Origin of the sequence: Pseudomonas sp. D(2018), assembly GCF_005502555.1 — a bacterium.
GTDB classification, from domain to species: domain Bacteria; phylum Pseudomonadota; class Gammaproteobacteria; order Pseudomonadales; family Pseudomonadaceae; genus Metapseudomonas; species Metapseudomonas resinovorans.
This window is the reverse complement of sequence record NZ_SCOK01000006.1, coordinates 38,435-54,098: the sequence shown is the minus strand read 5'-3', so window position 1 is coordinate 54,098 and position 15,664 is coordinate 38,435. Positions and strand designations below refer to the sequence as shown.

Sequence of the window (15,664 nt, the reverse complement as noted above, 5' to 3'; positions counted from 1 at the left end):
CGATGTGCGATGAATACCCGCTGACTAGGCTCGGCACTCGGCAGTTGCCAGCACGACCCGGACCACCACGCGTGCCATGGGTGTCCGGGCCGGTTTTCCTCTTGGTGCTCAGCGTCCGCCGGCACCGCTGCGCGAGCGCTCGGAGTTCTCCACCAGTACGGCCTCGGCCAACCGGTTGAGGCGTTGCCACAGGGCGGGGGAAACCTCCATGCCGTTCTCCAGGGCCTGCTCACCGGCCAGGGCGAACTCCGTCGGGGAGACGCATCGGTCGTACCGGGCAGGGGCGGGCTCGGTCAGGCGCTGCGGGTCGCCCGGGATACCAAGCGTCAGGCTCAGTGACTGCCGTTGCGCCAGGGGCGCGTCAGCTGCGAGTTGGTACGTCTGGTAGGTCGGGTTTGCATCGCCGGCGTCGATCCACGCCACATGCCGCTGGACTGGCCCGTGGCCGTTATCCCAGGAGGCCTGTGCCCACAGGCCCTGCCGCGCGCACGCTGTCAGCAGTCCAAGGACGAACTTGCGGTTGTGGCAGTGAAGGAAGTCGACGCGCACCAGTCCCTGCTCCAGGGCCTGGACGCTGGCCAGTTCCAGTAGTGCCGGCAAGCAGTTGAGAGCGCTACGGCCATGACACTCGACGGTGAGCGTGGCCGGTCCTTCGGCGATGAGTTCGGCCATTGGACGTTCGCGGTCGGCTACCAGGTCCAGCGCCCGCTCCAGTTCGCCCAGGCCATCTTCGCCGTGCAGGTGCAGCCAGCCCACCAGGGCCGCTGCGTCTTCGTAGGTGCCCAGGGCATAGCCCATGCCCTCGAACACGCGCTTGAGCAGGGCCTTGAGTTCATTGGCGGAAATCAGCATCAAGCGTTCTCCTGGGTAGGGGCGAGCGGCAGGAACCAGTCATCGTCGAAGGGCTGGCCGATGTCCTCCAGCAGGGGCGCGCCCTGGAACATGGTGTTGCGTACCCACAGGCGCGAACGCGGGTCGAACTTGCTCACCCCGAAGAACGACAGCTTGCAGCGCAGCAGGTGCATGGGCAGCACGTCACGGTCCAGCAGGTTGGCGCGGATCTCGCCGTAGTGGGTGCGGGCCATGGTCTGGATACGGCGGACGATGCCGCGTTGCTCCGGATGACGGAGCAGGAAATGGGCGACCTTGTGGGCGGGGTTTTGCGCCAGGTACTCGGAGAGGCGTTGGTGGCACTGCTGCACCAGGTAGCCGATGCCGAGGGGCATCTGCTTGTCCCGACCTTCATCGAGGCTGCAACTGCCGAGTCGCGGCTCCTGCTTTTCTTCGGAGCGGTACCAGAAGGTTTCCTGGGCACCCTCCGCGCTGAAGTCGATTGCCAGGGCCCAGTCGTAACTCGTCTCGATCAGTTCTTTCAGCCGGCTGGCGGACATTTCCGCGTTCAGTTCCAGTTGCTCGGGCAGGGCGAGACGGTCTTCCAGTTCGTCTACCAGTTCCGGGTGCAGTTCCAGGAGGATGCAGTTGATCAGCTCCTGCCCTTGCAGGCTGGCGCGCTTGTGGGCCCAGTCCTGCAGGGACTGCCAGGCCTGCAGCGGTTGCAGGTCGAGCCCGGTGCGCAGGGCCAGCAGGTCAGCCAGGACGCGCTGGTTGTGGCCGGTCTGCCATTCGTCTTCGGTAAAGGTTTGCTCGAGATGGCGGATGGCACGTTCAAGCAGTTGTGGCAGTCGGGCCAGTTGCGCGGCCGTTGGGGCGCCGGCAAGGATGCGCGCTAGCGCCAGTTCGCGCATTTCGATCCAGCGGCTGATCAGTTGCGGGTGGTTGATCAGGTAGGGCGCCATGCCAAGGCCGGTGGAATTGCCGATGCCGAAGTAGCGCTTGAGGGCCGGGGCGAAAGGCGCGGCGGTTTCCGGTGAGCGGCGCCGGGCAATGTGTTCGGCCTGCTGCAGGCTGAAGTTGCGCAGCATGAAACAGGTGAACATTTCGGCGGCAAACGGGCGGGCGAAATCCGGGTGCTTGCGGCTGACTTTTTCCCAGTCGGCCATGCCCAGCTTGCCGCTGCCATAGACGGCGGTGGTGCGGTAGAGGTAGCCGACCCGGGCGATCTGCGCCACATCGGGCTGGCGCCCCTGGCTCAGGGCCTCCACCACGCTGTCGAAGTTGCGCACGCTGCGGTTGGCGCGGGACAGCACCATCACCTTGGCGTCGAGCCGGCCCGCTTCCTGCAGCGGCACGTTCTGGCGCAGGTAGTCGACATAGGCCTCGTCCACCTCGCCTTCGCAGAGCGCCATGGTCAGGTCCCATTCGCTGGCGATGACCCGGTCGTTGCGCTTTTCCGGCGCCAGGTACTGGGAGAAGAGTACGAAGCTGAACAGGTCGCCGCGGGTACGGATGCGGTAGATCACCGTGCCATAGCCGTCGGCATCCAGTTCGAAGCGCGGCGCCTCGATCTGCCATTGCTCGCGCATGATCCGGCGGACCAGGCTGCGCATGAAGCTCAGGCGGCTCTGGTGCAGGCTGCCGAGCCGCTCCAGGTCCATGACCAGGTGGGCAGGTCGCATGTACGGAGTCGCGGCCTCGGGCAGGCTGGATTCCATGATCGAAGGGGTGCTCATTCTGGGGCCCTCAACTGGCGTTCACCGCGCACCGTTGCCTGCTGGCTTTCGGGCGGCGGCTTGTTATTGATCTGCCGCCGATGGTGGGACAGCAGGCCCCGCGGAGCAATTCAGATCGCCCTATCGTTTGATAAGGAAGCCTTATTCAAATGGCTTCGTCGATCAGTCGGGTTATCGCCATTCCTCCGGGTCCAGTTCGTTGTCGCGCAGGATGAACTCGAACAGGGCCTGGGCGGCCACCGGCAGGGAACGGTTGGCCTGGCGCACGATGCCGATGTCGCGGGTCACCAGCGGGTCGGCCAGGGGAATGAAGCGCAACTGGCCGGGCTCGGCCGGGAAGGCGAAGCGGGGCAGGGTGGTGATGCCCATGCCGGCCTCGATCATGGCCAGCAGGGAAATCATGTTGGAGATATAGAACTGCGAGTCGCTGACCAGCTCCTCGGCGCGGGTGCCGGCCAGCAGGCGCGAGGTGCCGTTGGCGATCAGGCGCTCTCCGCGCAGTTGCTGCCAGCCGAGCTGCGCTTCGCCGGCCAGCGGGTGGTTCTGGTGGCAGACCACGCCGATGCTGTCTTCCCAGATGGGAATGAAGCGGATGTCGCTCTCCGCTTCCCATAGGCTGGAGATGCCGAAGTCCACCTGCTGGTTCTCCACCATGTTCAGCACCGCCTCGGAGTTATCGTCGAACAGGCTGACGTGCAGGTCGGTGGCATCACCAATGAAGCGCGTGAGGATATCCGGCAGCAGGCGGCTGGCGATGGAGGGCACTGAGGCGATGCGCAGGTGCCCGGACTTGTACTGGGCGATCAGGCTCATGTCGCGCACCACGCGGTCGTGGTGCTCGATCAGCTCCTTGGCATAAGCCAGGAACTGCACGCCGAAGGGGGTCAGCTCGGGCTTGGTGACCCGCGCATTGCGCTTCTCGAACACGGCCTGGCCCAACTTGCCCTCCAGGTCGCGGATGGACAGCGAAATCGCCGGCTGGGTGCGGTGCGCCCGTTCAGCCGCGGCGTGGAAGCCCTGCAGCTCGGCGACCCAGACGAAATGGCGCAACTGCACGATCTTCAGGTCCGGCAGCATGGTAAGTTTTCCTTATCAATCAATATTCACAACTAATTTTAGTTTATCTGAGACGGCACCTACCATGCGCTCAAAGCGAGAACGGAGGTGCACATGCCCAGCAAGATCTTCAACAACTACATCGGTGGCGCCTGGGTCGAAGGTGCCGCGAGTGTTGCCAACCGCAGCCCCGCCAACGTCGACGACGTGATAGGCCATTACACCCAGGCCGATGCCGCTCAGGTGGATCAGGCGCTTGCCGCCGCCACAGCCGGCCAGGCCATCTGGGCCCGCAGTGGCCTGGAGGAGCGCTACCAGGTGCTCATGGCCATCGGCAACGAACTTATCGCCCGCAAGGCGGAACTCGGCGAGCAACTGTCGCGGGAAGAGGGCAAGACTCTGGCCGAGGGAATTGGCGAGGTCTACCGCTCCGGGCAGTTCTTCCACTACTACGCTGCCGAAGTCCTGCGGCAGATGGGCGAGACGGCCGATTCGGTGCGCCCCGGCGTGGAAATCGAAGTCCGTCGCGAGCCGGTCGGCGTAGTCGCCATCATCACCCCCTGGAACTTCCCGATGGCCACCGCCGCCTGGAAGATCGCCCCGGCCCTGGCCTTCGGCAACGCCGTGGTGTTCAAACCGGCCAATGCCGTGCCGGCGAGCGCCTGGGCGCTGACCGAGATCATTTCCCGGCAGGCCCTCCCCGCGGGCACCTTCAACCTGGTGATGGGCAGCGGTGCCGAAGTCGGCGAGCGCTTGATCCACTCCAGCGGCATCAATGCCCTGAGCTTCACCGGCTCGGTTGAAACCGGGCGCCGGGTCGCCGCCGCAACGGCCGCCAACTTCGTCCGTTGCCAACTGGAAATGGGCAGCAAGAACGCCCTGGTGGTGCTCGACGACGCGGACCTGGCGCTGGCGGTGGAGTGCGCGGTGAACGGCGCCTTCTTCGGCACCGGCCAGAAGTGCACGGCGTCGTCCCGCCTGATCGTCACCGAGGGCATTCACGACCGCTTCGTCGAGGCGCTGATCGAGCGAATCAAACAGCTCAAGGTCGGCCATCCGCTGCACGAGGGCGTGCAGATCGGCCCGGTGATCGACGAACGTCAGCTGACGCAGAACCTGCGTTACATCGAAGACGCCAAGGCCGAAGGCGCGCGCCTGGTCTGCGGCGGCGAGCGCATCGCCGAGGAGCACGAGGGCTTCTACATGCGCCCGGCGCTCTTCGTCGACACCCGCAACGACATGCGTATCAACCGCGACGAGGTATTCGGGCCCATCGCTTGCGTCATCAAGGCGAAGGACTACGAAGAGGCCCTGGCCATCCTCAACGACACGCGCTTCGGCCTGACCGCCGGGATCATGACCCAGTCGCTGAAATACGCCAGCGACTTCAAGCGCCGGGCCAATACCGGCTGCGTGATGGTCAACCTGCCCACCGCCGGCACCGACTATCACGTGCCTTTCGGTGGCCGCAAGGATTCCAGTTTCGGCCCGCGCGAGCAGGGGCAATACGCCCGCGACTTCTACACGGTGGTCAAGACCGTCTACGTGCGTCCCTGAGGGAGAGAGCGCCATGCAAGAGCTTCTGATGATCGACGGCCTGCAGTATTCCAACTGGAGCCCTGAGCTGTTCCGGCAGATGCAGGAAGGTGGCCTGAGCGCCGTCCACGCCACCATCGCCTACCACGAAACCGCCCGCGAGACGCTGTCGCGCATCGGCGAGTGGAACCGCCGCTTCGAGGCCTTTCCCGAGCTGATCCGCCCCGTGCGCCAGGCCTCGGACATCCGCCTGGCACAGCAGGAAGGACGGGTGGGGATCTTCTTCGGCTTCCAGAACTGCTCGCCCATCGAGGACGACATCGACCTGGTGGAAGTCTTCCGCCAGCTCGGCGTCTTCATCATGCAACTGACCTACAACAACCAGAGCCTGCTGGCGTCCGGCTGCTACGAGCGCGAGGACAATGGCATCAGCCGCTTCGGCCGCCAGGTGATCGAAGAGATGAACCGCGTCGGCATGCTCATCGACATGTCCCACAGCGCCGAGCGCAGCACCCTGGAAGCCATTGAGCTGTCGAGCCGGCCGGTGATCATCTCCCACGCCAACCCCACCAGCTTCCATGCAGCCAAGCGCAACAAGTCCGATGCGGTGCTGCGTGGTATTGCCGAGTCCGGTGGGCTGCTCGGTTTCAGCACCTATCCCTTCCACTTGCGCGGCGGTTCGGCCTGCCAGCTCGACGAGTTCTGCGACATGGTCGCGCGCACCGCCGACCTGATGGGCATCGACCACATCGGCATCGGTACCGACCTCTGCCAGCAGCAGCCATTGCAAGTGCTGGAGTGGATGCGCAATGGCCGTTGGAGCAAGGCCAAGGACTACGGCGAAGGCTCGGCGGACAACGCCGACTGGCCGGCCCCGTTGCACTGGTTCCGTGACAGCCGCGACTTCCCCGTCATCGCCCAGGGCCTGCGCCAACGCGGCTTCGCCGAGGACGAGGTGCGCAAAATCATGGGCCTGAACTGGCTGAACCTTCTGGAACGCGGCACCGCGCCGCAGAACTGATCTACCCACCCCGTGAGGACGCCATGAACAAAAACAAGAACAGAGCCTCGTCCAACTCCCGCCGTGGAGCTGGCCTGTGCCCACCCGCACACCACCATCACCCGCTGCCTCCAGGGGGCGCGCGCGACATGCGCCCCTTGCGTTGACGAACGACCCTCGTCGTTTCGAACCCCTGGTCATTCGCCCCGCGCGTGCCGCATGCCGGCGGGGCCTAAGCTACAACCTGGAGGCATCATGAAAGTGTTCCCGACCCAGACCATAGGCAGCACGCCGATGAAGCCCCCGGCACTGCAAGGCATCGACTGGCCGCTGTTCGTCATCAGCGGTGGCTTCCTGCTCAGTTTCCTGGTGGCGGCGCTGGTGGACATCGACGCCGTCTCGGCGCTGGTCAACACGCTGTTCGCCTGGTCGACGAAAGTCTTCGGACTCTACTGGCAGGTACTGATGCTGGCGACCTTCCTGGTTAGCCTGGGCATCTGCTTCAGCAAGTGCGGCCGGGTGCGCCTGGGTGGCGTCGACCGGAAGCCGGAAACCAGCACCTTCAACTGGATCGCTGTGATCATGTGTGCACTGCTGGCCGGTGGCGGCGCCTTCTGGGCGGCTGCCGAACCGCTGATGCACTTCGCCAGTCCGCCGCCGCTGTTCGCCGGTGTGCAGCCGAACACCGAGCAGGCCGGCCACTTGGCCCTGGCCCAGTCCTTCGTGCACTGGGGCTTCCTCGCCTGGGCGGTGCTCGGCAGCCTGCTGGCGATCGTGCTGATGCACCTGCACTACGACAAGGGCCTACCGCTGGCGCCGCGCACGCTGCTGTATCCGCTGCTGGGCGAGCGCGCACTCAAGGGACCCATCGGCAACCTCGCCGATGCCGCCTCGATCATCGCGGTCGTTGCCGGCACCATTGGCCCGATCGGCTTCCTCGGCCTGCAGATCAGCAATGCACTGCAAGCCGTCTGGGGCCTGCCCAATGACCTGCTGACCCAGTCCATCACCATCATCCTGGTGACGGCCATGTACACCACCTCCTGCCTGGTGGGCCTGAACGGCATCCGTTTCGTCAGCGAGATCAACGTCTGGCTGATGATCGGCCTGGCACTGTTCATGATCGTGGCCGGCCCGACCCTGTTCATCCTTTCGGGCTTCCCCGTGGCGTTCGGCATGCAACTGGAAAACTTCCTGCCGATGACCCTGTACCGCGCCGATCCGAAGTGGCTCGACTGGTGGACGGTGTTCTACTGGGGCTGGTTCATCGGCTATGCACCCATGATGGGCCTGTACGTGGCCAAGATTTCCCGGGGCCGCAGCATTCGCCAGATCATCATGACCCTGTCGATCATCGCGCCGCTGGTCACCATGTTCTGGTTCACCGTGGTCGGCGGCACCGGCATCGGCCTGGAGCTGCAAAACCCCGGCACCGTCACCGCCCACGGCACCCAGCCCGAGGCCATGTTGCTGGGCGTGACCCAGAGCCTCCCGCTGGCGGGGCTGGTGTCGGCGCTGTTCCTGTTCCTCAGCTTCATCTCGGTGGCTACCAACGGCGATGCCATGGCCTACACCGTGGCCATGGCGATGTCCGGCAACGACTCGCCGAAGAAGTGGCTGCGCGCCTTCTGGTGCATCGGCATGGGGCTGGCTGCGGTGGTGCTGATCACCATCGGCTCGGGTGGGGTCACGGCGTTGCAATCCTTCATCGTCATCACCGCCGTGCCGGTGTCCCTGCTGATCCTCCCCGCGCTCTGGAACGCCCCACAGATCGCCCGCCGTCTGGCGCGCGAGCAGCAGGTCTAGTCCCTTGGGAGGGCTTGTCCCTCCCTTTTTTCTTCCCCCTGGAGAGTTCAATGAAACAGGCAGTCAGCACCCGTTTGTACCCGTCCAAGGCCCCGCTGGAGTGGGCCGTGATCGGTAACGGGACCTTGTACACGGCGCAGATCCCCATCGATGTCGAAGGGCGTGTGGTGGAAGGGGGCATCGAGGCGCAGGCGCGGCAGACCCTGGACAACCTCAAGCACACCCTGGATTGCGCCGGGCTGGGCCTGGACGCGGTGACCCAGGTGCTCATCTACGTCACTGACCGCAGCTACCTGGCCACGGTGAATGCGGTCTACGCCGAATACTTCGCCGCCCCCTACCCGAACCGCGCTGCCGTGGTCGTGGCGGGCCTTGCTCGCGAGGAGATGCTGGTGGAACTGGTGGTTTACGCGGCGGCCTGATCGGGCCCCGTCCTGGCCCTTGCCGGCGATCCCGGAAGGGCCGGTCTATCGCTCGCCGATTCGCCCGGCAGCGACTTTACCTATGCGGGGTGCAAGCGCCTTTCCGCCACAAGCGGGCCGGCGCCTGCGCCACTTCGGGCCGCCTGGCCAGAAAGCATCCGAGCCTGAAGATGCTGGCCCTGACCTTCCTGGTGGTGGTCGGTACCGTGCTGATCGCCGAATCCTTCGAAGTCCATGTGCCGAAAGGCTACGTCTACTTCGCCATGGCCTTCTCCCTGGCCGTGGAGGCGCTGAACATCCGCATGCGTATCGCACGCGGGCGCAAGGAAGACCCGGTGAAACTGCATGAACACCACCCGATAGGCGATTGATTGGGTAATGCCGTGCGGTTCAAGCTCGTCACGAAGCCAGCCATGGCGATGAGGCGAGGCCGATAGCCACTCGTTGCAACGGTGTGGCTGCTATTTTCACAAGCAGCGGAAATGGCTGGCACAGCTTCAATGGGCACCCGGCGAGGCTCGTTGCCAGCATCCCGACGGCTAGATAGCAGAGGAGACGCAGCATGGACCGATTCACAGGCGGTTGCCTTTGTGGCGCCGTCCGGATTGTGGCCTCGGGGCTCCCCTACCGGGTCGGCCTTTGTCACTGCCTCGACTGTCGCAAACATCATGGCGCCCTGTTTCACGCATCTGCCGTGTTCCCGCAGGACGCGGTGACGATCGATGGCGAAACACGCGACTACGCCGGGCGGTATTTCTGTCCTCGCTGCGGCTCGTCCGTTTTCGCCCGCACCGCAGACGAGATCGAAGTGAACCTGGGCACCCTGGATGCCCCCGACCAACTAAGACCAACCTATGAAAGCTGGACCGTCCGTCGCGAGTCCTGGTTGCCGCCGTTCCCTCTCACGAGGCACTACGACCGCGATCGTGACCCCACGAGTCGCTTCGAGGAGTAGGTGGCGCGAACGCCGCAAACGCCGTTGCAAGGTGACCGGGACGTATGCCCTGATCGAGCCATCGGAGCCGATGTTCGAGGACGCCGCCTTCGAGTGGGGAATGCGTCGCGAAGGGCAATTGCAGAGACGGTTGCGGCACTGCCTGACAGCCCGGACTGTGCGAAGCTGTTTGCGCTGCTGTTCGATGCAGCCTTGTCGGGTGGCGCCTGAGCGCCTGTGAGTCGAGAGATGAGAACGTCATTCGAGAGTGTGTTGAAGAGCAAGAACCTGGCACATCTGGATAGGGCCAGCCGTGCCGGGTTGACGACGTCGGTCCGCCGCGTGTCCTTCGTCCTGCGCGAGCATTTTTCGATGATGGCGTTTACCGGCGCCGTGGATGCCCTGGTTACCGCCAACCTGATGAGTTCAACGCCCGTGTTCGAGGTGCAGGTGGTCGGGGGTGAGAGCAACCTGGTGCTGAGCGACCTCGGGATTGCCATTGCCGCCGATTGCCCCCTGTCGGAGCTGGACGAAAAACACCAAGACATCATCGTCGTGTGTGGCGGTTTCCGTGTCCGCCTCGAGAGCGACCCCCTGCTGCGGGCGAAACTGCGCCACGCTGACGCCGCGGGTTCAGTGCTTGGAGGGCTCTGGAATGGTTGTTACTTCCTTGCCGAGGCGGGGCTGCTGGATGGCCATGACTGCGCATTCCACCCTGACGGGCGGGCAATGATGGCCGAACTCTTTCCCAAGGTGAGGGTGACCACCCATTCCCACGTACTCGACCGCAAGCGGATCAGTTGCGCCGGCGCGAACAGCTCGTTGGGCATGATGCTGGAGGTGGTCGGGCACAGCGCTGGTCAGGAGCTGCTGAATGCTGTGGAGGAGGTGCTGGGCTGCGACAAGATGCGGGAAGTCGTCGATGTGTCCGTGGTGTCGATCGACTTCGACCCGACCCTGCCGCGAACCCTCAAGCTCGCGTTGGAGCTGATGCACAGCAATATCGAAGACCCCATAGAGATCGACGAAATCGCCCGTCATGCGGGCATCTCCAGGCGACACCTGGAGCGCCTCTTCCGGCGCTACGTCAAGGCAACTCCGCCGCGGTACTACCTGGAGTTGCGCCTTACTCACGCACGCCAGTTGTTGCAGCACACCAACAAATCCCTCATTGAAATAGCGGTCGCCAGTGGATTCGCCACGCTCCCGCATTTTCATCGCTGCTTCCGCGAAAAATTCGATATAGCCCCCGGGCAGTTTCGCAGCCGCACTCAGTTCAAAGTCGGATAAGCAAAACGACGGTTGCTCGCTGAGGGATGGGCTTGTACCGCGCCCATCCCGCCAGCTCCCTATCTAGCCGCGTTGCAGCGGTGGGGTTCGCGGTGGAATCAATCGCTTGGTCCCCGTCGACTCGAACGCCGAAGCGAAACCAAGCAGCGCCGAGTCATCGTACGCACGACCGGCGAACGTCAGCCCAACGGGCATGCCGATGTCCGGCATCACGCCCATCGGCACGGTTACCGTGGGGACGCCCAGGTGCCGGATGGCGAGATTGCCATTGGCGACCCAGACACCGTTACTCCAGGCGATATCCGCAGATTCGGGATTCACATCGGCATCCGCCGGGCCCACGTCGGCCACCGTCGGGAACAGCACAGCGTCGAGCCCCAGGCGATCCATCCAGTCTTCGAGGTCGATGCGGCGAGTCTGCTCCAGTCCGCGCAGGCCATCCGGCAACGTGGGAATCTGGTCCCACTGCTTGATGCCGCGCTGGGCCATTCGCACGTATTCGTCCATGCCTGCGGCCAGGTCGCCTTCGCGGTTTGGCAGCGTGCCCGGATCGTGCGGGAAGATCTTCGGACCGTCGACGTCAGCAAGACGGTTCAGCTTGGGATCGCCGTTGGCCCTCAGGAAATCATCGAAGCCCCAGGCCGACAGGTCCCACAGTTCGTCATGGAGGAATTCCTTGGATACCAGGCCGCGGTTGAACACGGTCGGTGCGCCCGGCCGGTCGCCCTCGCAGTTGGACACCAGCGGGAAGTCGACCTCGACCACTTCGGCGCCGGCGGCTTCCAGGGCCTTGCGCGCCTCTTCCCAGAGCGCGATCACGGACGGGCGAGTGTTGATGCGTTGCCCGGTCGGGCCACCAATGCCCGGCGCTTCGCTGGTGCCGGCGTCCGGGTCCTTGTTGATGAACATGCGCGGAACGCCGAAGCGCTTGCCCGCCAGGGCTTCGGCCTGCTTGGCCAGCTCCAGGTAGGAGGCGGGACGTACCGAATCAACGCTCGGGATCGGCACCCAGGGCTGCAGACGCCACAGGTCGCCACGCGTGTCCGGGTCCTCCGCCACTACAACGTCCAGCACCTCGAGCAGGTCGGCCATGGTTCGGGCGTAGGGCACGACGACATCCATCGTCGGCGTCAGCGGCCAGTTGCCGCGCACCGAGATCACCCCGCGCGAAGGCGTATAGGCGCACAGGCCATTGTTCGATGCAGGCCCGCGTCCGCTCGACCAGGTTTCTTCAGCAACGCCGAATGCCGCAAAACTGGCCGCGGTTGCGGTGCCCGCACCATTGGACGAACCCGACGCGAAGGGCGCGGTGAGGTAGTTCGCGTTGTAAGGGCTTTCCGCGCGGCCATAGACCCCGCGCTGCATGCCGCCGTTCGCCATGGGCGGCATATTGGTCTTGCCCAGGCAGATCGCTCCCGCAGCGCGAAGTCGTTCGATGGTGAACGCATCGCGATAGGCGATCAGGTCCTTGAATGCCGGACTGCCGGAGGCCGCAGTCAGTCCCTTCACCAGGTAGCTGTCTTTGGCGGTGTAGGGGATGCCATCAAGCGGCCCCAGCGTTTCGCCCCGGGCCCGGCGGGCGTCGGACGCCTCGGCTTCCTTCAGCGCATCGGGGTTGCGAACCACCACCGCGTTGAGGGCCGTGGGTGTGTCGGGGCCATCATAGGCATCGATCCTGGCGAGATAGGCCTGGACCAGCTCAACCGCAGTCGTCCGACCGGATTCGAGCGCGGCACGCAGTTCGGCAATTGAAACCTCGGTTACCTCGATCATGCTGTCACCACCGACGGCTGGTGGGACCTGTGGTGACTTCCATCACGCGGCATCTCGGGTTCAGGGGCATCAATCCGCTCAAAATCGGCTTTCATATCGGTCCTCGTTTCGCTGCATTACGCGACAGGGGCTGGACTCACAATCCAGGCTAGCAAAGTTCTAGTGGGCACTATTTTGCACCAACAGGGGGCGGAGTACTCGGTGTAGAGGTTTACCCACCTGTGTCGCTTCCGGCCGAAGGCGCAAGTCAATTCCACCTCGCGGGTACGTTCTCAACACAACAGCAGAGGTGCGAACGTGCGGGCAACCACAATCCGCATGCGAGGCAAAATACTCAGTTCATTTTGTTCCGCTGGCGCACCTAAACCCAAGGCGGCCCGTTAAAATGACGAACTTATAAAAAAGGAATGGATGGGTGCGTCAAACCGTGAAAATCCAACCGCTTCCGCCGCTTAACAGCCTGCTTGCCTTTGAATCCGCTGCGCGTCACCTGAGCTTTACGATCGCAGCCAAAGAGCTGAACGTCACACAGGGCGCGATCAGCCGTCAGGTTCGTCTGCTCGAAGAGTATCTTGGCAAGGCGTTGTTCACCCGAACGACGCGCAGCATGAGCCTGACTCCAACCGGGAGTCAGTACTACGAAACGGTGCGTGAATGCATGCTGCACCTGGCCCGTTCGACCGGCGAGATTCGTCAATGGCGAGGCGATCAGCAGGTAACCGTTGCTACCAGTACGGCTATGGCATCGCTCTGGCTACTGCCCAAGGTCGCGGAATTCCAGAGCCAGCACGAAGACATCGACCTGCGCATCATTGCTCATGACCATGTGAAGGACTATTCCAGGCTCGATAGCGACCTGGCGCTCTACTACTGCGGTACGCCTCCCAAAGGAATGGAGGTCACTCCGCTGTTTTCGGAAGAGATTTTCCTCGTATGCAGCCCGGGTTATCTGGAGAAGCACCCGCAACTGCGATCCGTTGATGGGCTCTCGTCCTGTACCTGGCTATGGCTCGAAGATTCGCAGCGGGACTGGATTGGGTGGCCGGAATGGTTCAAGCGTCTGGGGTATGAGCTTCTGACTCCGAAACACCGGGTCAATATCAACAGCTACAGCATGCTTATCCAGTCGGCGATCAGTGGACAAGGTGTCGCTCTGGCGTGGGGCAACCTGGTGGATGAACCGCTAAGCACGGGCGCTTTGGTCAGGCCGAATGACGTCATCCTTCAGACAGACGCTAAGTTCTGCTTGCTTGAATCTCCGAGCGAACGCGGCCCACGTCAAAGTGTGCGGTTATTTCGGGATTGGCTGATGGCTTTGCCATCAGTGCGGGGCGAGTGAAGCCCAGAACGACCGAAGCCGGCAGCTTGTGGCTGTCGGCTTCGATGCTTTCAGGTGGCTCTATCCAGCCAGTGTCAGCCGGCCTTTTGCGCAGTCAAACCGAGATCAAGGGCCCCGCCCGGCACTGGTCCGCCAATATGCGAGACACCCTCCCGGGAAAACTCCTGCGTGGGATTGCGGCTGCCAGGGGGTAACTCAGGCAGCACGCCAGCCATCTCCTGACGCAGGCTGCGTAGCAGGGTGTAGCTGAGTAGCAGGATGAATGCAGCAATTGGCAGGCCCGCGGCGATGCTGGCCATCTGAATGGCCTTGAGCCCACCGGCCAGTAGCAAGCCGGTAGCGATGGCGCCTTCCATGACGCACCAAAGCAGTCGGATGCTTTGAGGTGGATTGGCGCTGCCCAGCGAATTCAGTGTGCATAGCACCTGGGTGCCGGAGTCGGCAGAGGTGATGAAGTAGGTTGCCAGCAGGATGCACACCAGAATGCTGAGGGACTTGCCAATCATGCCGCCGTCGATTTTCTCCAGCAGGGTGAACATGGCCGCTGTGGTTTCTTCCTTGGTGGCCAGAAGTACCGTTCCGCCCTCGAACTTTGCTTGCTCGCCTTGAAGCTCACCGCTCGCCACGCGTTGTTCATGAAGTTGGCGATCGGCCTGCTCGCTCTTCAAGGCAGCGCCGCCGAAGACCGACATCCAGACGATGGTGACCAGGGTGGGAACCACCAAGGCGCCAGCGATCAGCTCGCGAATGGTGCGACCCTTGGAGATTCGAGCGATGAAAAGACCCACGAATGGACCCCAGGTCATCCACCACGGCCAGTAGAAGGCGGTCCACCAGTTCTGCCAGCCGCTATCTTTCTGGGCATCGCTCCAGAAGCTCAGGCCCACGATGTTCTGGGCATAGTCACCGGTGCTCTCGAGCATCAGGTTGAGGATGTAGCGGGTGGGACCCAGCAAAAGGACCAGCGCGACAAGAACGACGGAAAGCAGCATGTTCCATTCAGACAGGCGCTTCATCCCCCGGGAGACACCGGCCATGACCGACAGGGTGGTCACGATGCTGATCAGCACGATCAGGGTTATCTGCACACCCAGGCTGATAGGCAGGTCGAACACTTGGCTGAGCCCTGTGTTCATTTGCACCACACCCAGGCCGAGGGACTGCGAAACGCCGAACGCGGTGATGACCACGGCGAGTATGTCCACCACATGGCCGATTGGCCCGTAGATGCGGTCACCGATCAGCGGGTAGAGGATGGACCGCATGGTCAGCGGCAGCCCCTTTCGATAGGCGAAGTAGGCGAGCCCAAGGCCGACAACCGTGAATATTGCCCACGGGTGCAGGCCCCAATGGAAGAGGGTGATACGCATCGACGTGGTGGCGGCTTCATCGGTCAATCCCGTCGCGAACGGATTGCCGGCGTAATGCCACATGGGTTCGGCGACAGACCAGAAGATCAGGCCGATTCCCATCCCGCCACTGAACAGCATGGCAATCCAGGACCCGAAGCTGAATTCGGGCGCGTCTTCATCGCGTCCCAGCTTGATCTGGCCGTAGCGGCTGAACATCAGGTAGATCAGCAGCCCAAGCACGCCACTGACCAACGCCAGGTAGAACCATTTGAAGTTCTGCAGGATGAAGTCGGAAGTGGACTGGAAGACAGCGCTCGCACTCTCGGCAAAGAGGGCGCAAAAAAGCACGAAGGTAATGACGGCGACCAATGAAGTGACCGTCACGGTGGGATTGAGGCCCTTCAACAGGCCTGATTCTGCACGCATTGTTATCCCCTCTTGTTCTTGTTCAAGGGTTTGAGGATTTGACTGAGTTGGGCTGGCGAATCCATCGCCAATGGGTCAGGCGTACCCATCGATCACCATGGGCTTTTGGGCCACGGGCGTGCCGACAAAATGGGTCAACGTAGAACTTGCGACAACTCAT

At 63.3% G+C, this 15,664-nt stretch carries 12 protein-coding genes and 1 pseudogene; 8 read left to right on the top strand and 5 right to left on the bottom strand.

The window, feature by feature from the left end:
* Positions 1–108: 108 nt before the first annotated feature.
* The 3 genes from FFS60_RS06650 to FFS60_RS06640 form a co-directional block, all read right to left on the bottom strand.
* Positions 109–852: a DUF3726 domain-containing protein gene (locus FFS60_RS06650; RefSeq protein ID WP_137821472.1), complete on the bottom strand. Its 744-nt coding sequence runs from the start codon at positions 850–852 to the stop codon at positions 109–111.
* A complete protein-coding gene (locus FFS60_RS06645) occupies positions 852–2,552 on the bottom strand; it encodes a hypothetical protein (protein WP_218570588.1) in 1,701 nt (566 codons plus the stop codon). The genes FFS60_RS06650 and FFS60_RS06645 overlap by 1 nt, the downstream gene beginning before the upstream one ends.
* Before the next feature lie 189 nt (positions 2,553–2,741).
* Complete coding sequence (locus FFS60_RS06640) at positions 2,742–3,647, bottom strand: LysR family transcriptional regulator (RefSeq protein ID WP_137821470.1); 906 nt, start codon at positions 3,645–3,647, stop codon at positions 2,742–2,744.
* 93 nt (positions 3,648–3,740) lie between these two features.
* Between FFS60_RS06640 and FFS60_RS06635 the strand changes: the two genes are divergently transcribed.
* The 7 genes and pseudogenes from FFS60_RS06635 to FFS60_RS06605 all read left to right on the top strand — a co-directional run bounded on the left by FFS60_RS06635 (position 3,741) and on the right by FFS60_RS06605 (position 10,614).
* Positions 3,741–5,183, top strand: coding sequence for an aldehyde dehydrogenase family protein (locus FFS60_RS06635; protein ID WP_137821469.1), 1,443 nt, complete (start codon positions 3,741–3,743; stop codon positions 5,181–5,183).
* A 13-nt stretch (positions 5,184–5,196) separates the two neighbouring features.
* Entirely contained in the window at positions 5,197–6,183 is a 987-nt protein-coding gene (locus FFS60_RS06630; protein WP_137821468.1) for a dipeptidase, read from the top strand.
* A gap of 234 nt (positions 6,184–6,417) precedes the next feature.
* Positions 6,418–7,968, top strand: a complete 1,551-nt coding sequence (locus FFS60_RS06625; RefSeq protein ID WP_137821467.1) for a BCCT family transporter — start codon at positions 6,418–6,420, stop codon at positions 7,966–7,968.
* Between the two features lie 50 nt (positions 7,969–8,018).
* Positions 8,019–8,390 carry a RidA family protein gene (locus tag FFS60_RS06620; protein WP_028629297.1) on the top strand — a complete coding sequence of 124 codons (372 nt, stop codon included), beginning with the start codon at positions 8,019–8,021 and terminating at the stop codon, positions 8,388–8,390.
* Between the two features lie 152 nt (positions 8,391–8,542).
* A pseudogene (locus tag FFS60_RS06615) lies at positions 8,543–8,761 on the top strand (TerC family protein); the annotation flags it as partial.
* Positions 8,762–8,952: 191 nt separating this feature from the next.
* A complete protein-coding gene (locus FFS60_RS06610; RefSeq protein ID WP_028629298.1) occupies positions 8,953–9,345 on the top strand; it encodes a GFA family protein in 393 nt (130 codons plus the stop codon).
* 228 nt (positions 9,346–9,573) lie between these two features.
* Entirely contained in the window at positions 9,574–10,614 is a 1,041-nt protein-coding gene (locus FFS60_RS06605; protein ID WP_036997504.1) for a GlxA family transcriptional regulator, read from the top strand.
* 63 nt (positions 10,615–10,677) lie between these two features.
* Here FFS60_RS06605 and FFS60_RS06600 read toward each other — a convergent pair whose 3' ends face one another.
* A complete protein-coding gene (locus FFS60_RS06600) occupies positions 10,678–12,387 on the bottom strand; it encodes an amidase (RefSeq protein ID WP_137821466.1) in 1,710 nt (569 codons plus the stop codon).
* Positions 12,388–12,814: 427 nt separating this feature from the next.
* Between FFS60_RS06600 and FFS60_RS06595 the strand changes: the two genes are divergently transcribed.
* Entirely contained in the window at positions 12,815–13,726 is a 912-nt protein-coding gene (locus FFS60_RS06595) for a LysR substrate-binding domain-containing protein (RefSeq protein WP_028629301.1), read from the top strand.
* A gap of 74 nt (positions 13,727–13,800) precedes the next feature.
* Here FFS60_RS06595 and FFS60_RS06590 read toward each other — a convergent pair whose 3' ends face one another.
* Entirely contained in the window at positions 13,801–15,504 is a 1,704-nt protein-coding gene (locus tag FFS60_RS06590; protein ID WP_137821465.1) for a BCCT family transporter, read from the bottom strand.
* Positions 15,505–15,664 lie beyond the last annotated feature (160 nt).

Bases quoted from the DNA above. Each gene is read 5' to 3' on its own strand.
- FFS60_RS06640 (WP_137821470.1), bottom strand. From the start codon at position 3,647: ATGCTGCCGGACCTGAAGATCGTGCAGTTGCGCCATTTCGTCTGGGTC.
- FFS60_RS06620 (WP_028629297.1), top strand. From the start codon at position 8,019: ATGAAACAGGCAGTCAGCACCCGTTTGTACCCGTCCAAGGCCCCGCTG.
- FFS60_RS06625 (WP_137821467.1), top strand. From the start codon at position 6,418: ATGAAAGTGTTCCCGACCCAGACCATAGGCAGCACGCCGATGAAGCCC.
- FFS60_RS06610 (WP_028629298.1), top strand. From the start codon at position 8,953: ATGGACCGATTCACAGGCGGTTGCCTTTGTGGCGCCGTCCGGATTGTG.
- FFS60_RS06650 (WP_137821472.1), bottom strand. From the start codon at position 852: ATGCTGATTTCCGCCAATGAACTCAAGGCCCTGCTCAAGCGCGTGTTC.
- FFS60_RS06635 (WP_137821469.1), top strand. From the start codon at position 3,741: ATGCCCAGCAAGATCTTCAACAACTACATCGGTGGCGCCTGGGTCGAA.
- FFS60_RS06590 (WP_137821465.1), bottom strand. From the start codon at position 15,504: ATGCGTGCAGAATCAGGCCTGTTGAAGGGCCTCAATCCCACCGTGACG.
- FFS60_RS06645 (WP_218570588.1), bottom strand. From the start codon at position 2,552: ATGGAATCCAGCCTGCCCGAGGCCGCGACTCCGTACATGCGACCTGCC.
- FFS60_RS06630 (WP_137821468.1), top strand. From the start codon at position 5,197: ATGCAAGAGCTTCTGATGATCGACGGCCTGCAGTATTCCAACTGGAGC.
- FFS60_RS06600 (WP_137821466.1), bottom strand. From the start codon at position 12,387: ATGATCGAGGTAACCGAGGTTTCAATTGCCGAACTGCGTGCCGCGCTC.
- FFS60_RS06605 (WP_036997504.1), top strand. From the start codon at position 9,574: ATGAGAACGTCATTCGAGAGTGTGTTGAAGAGCAAGAACCTGGCACAT.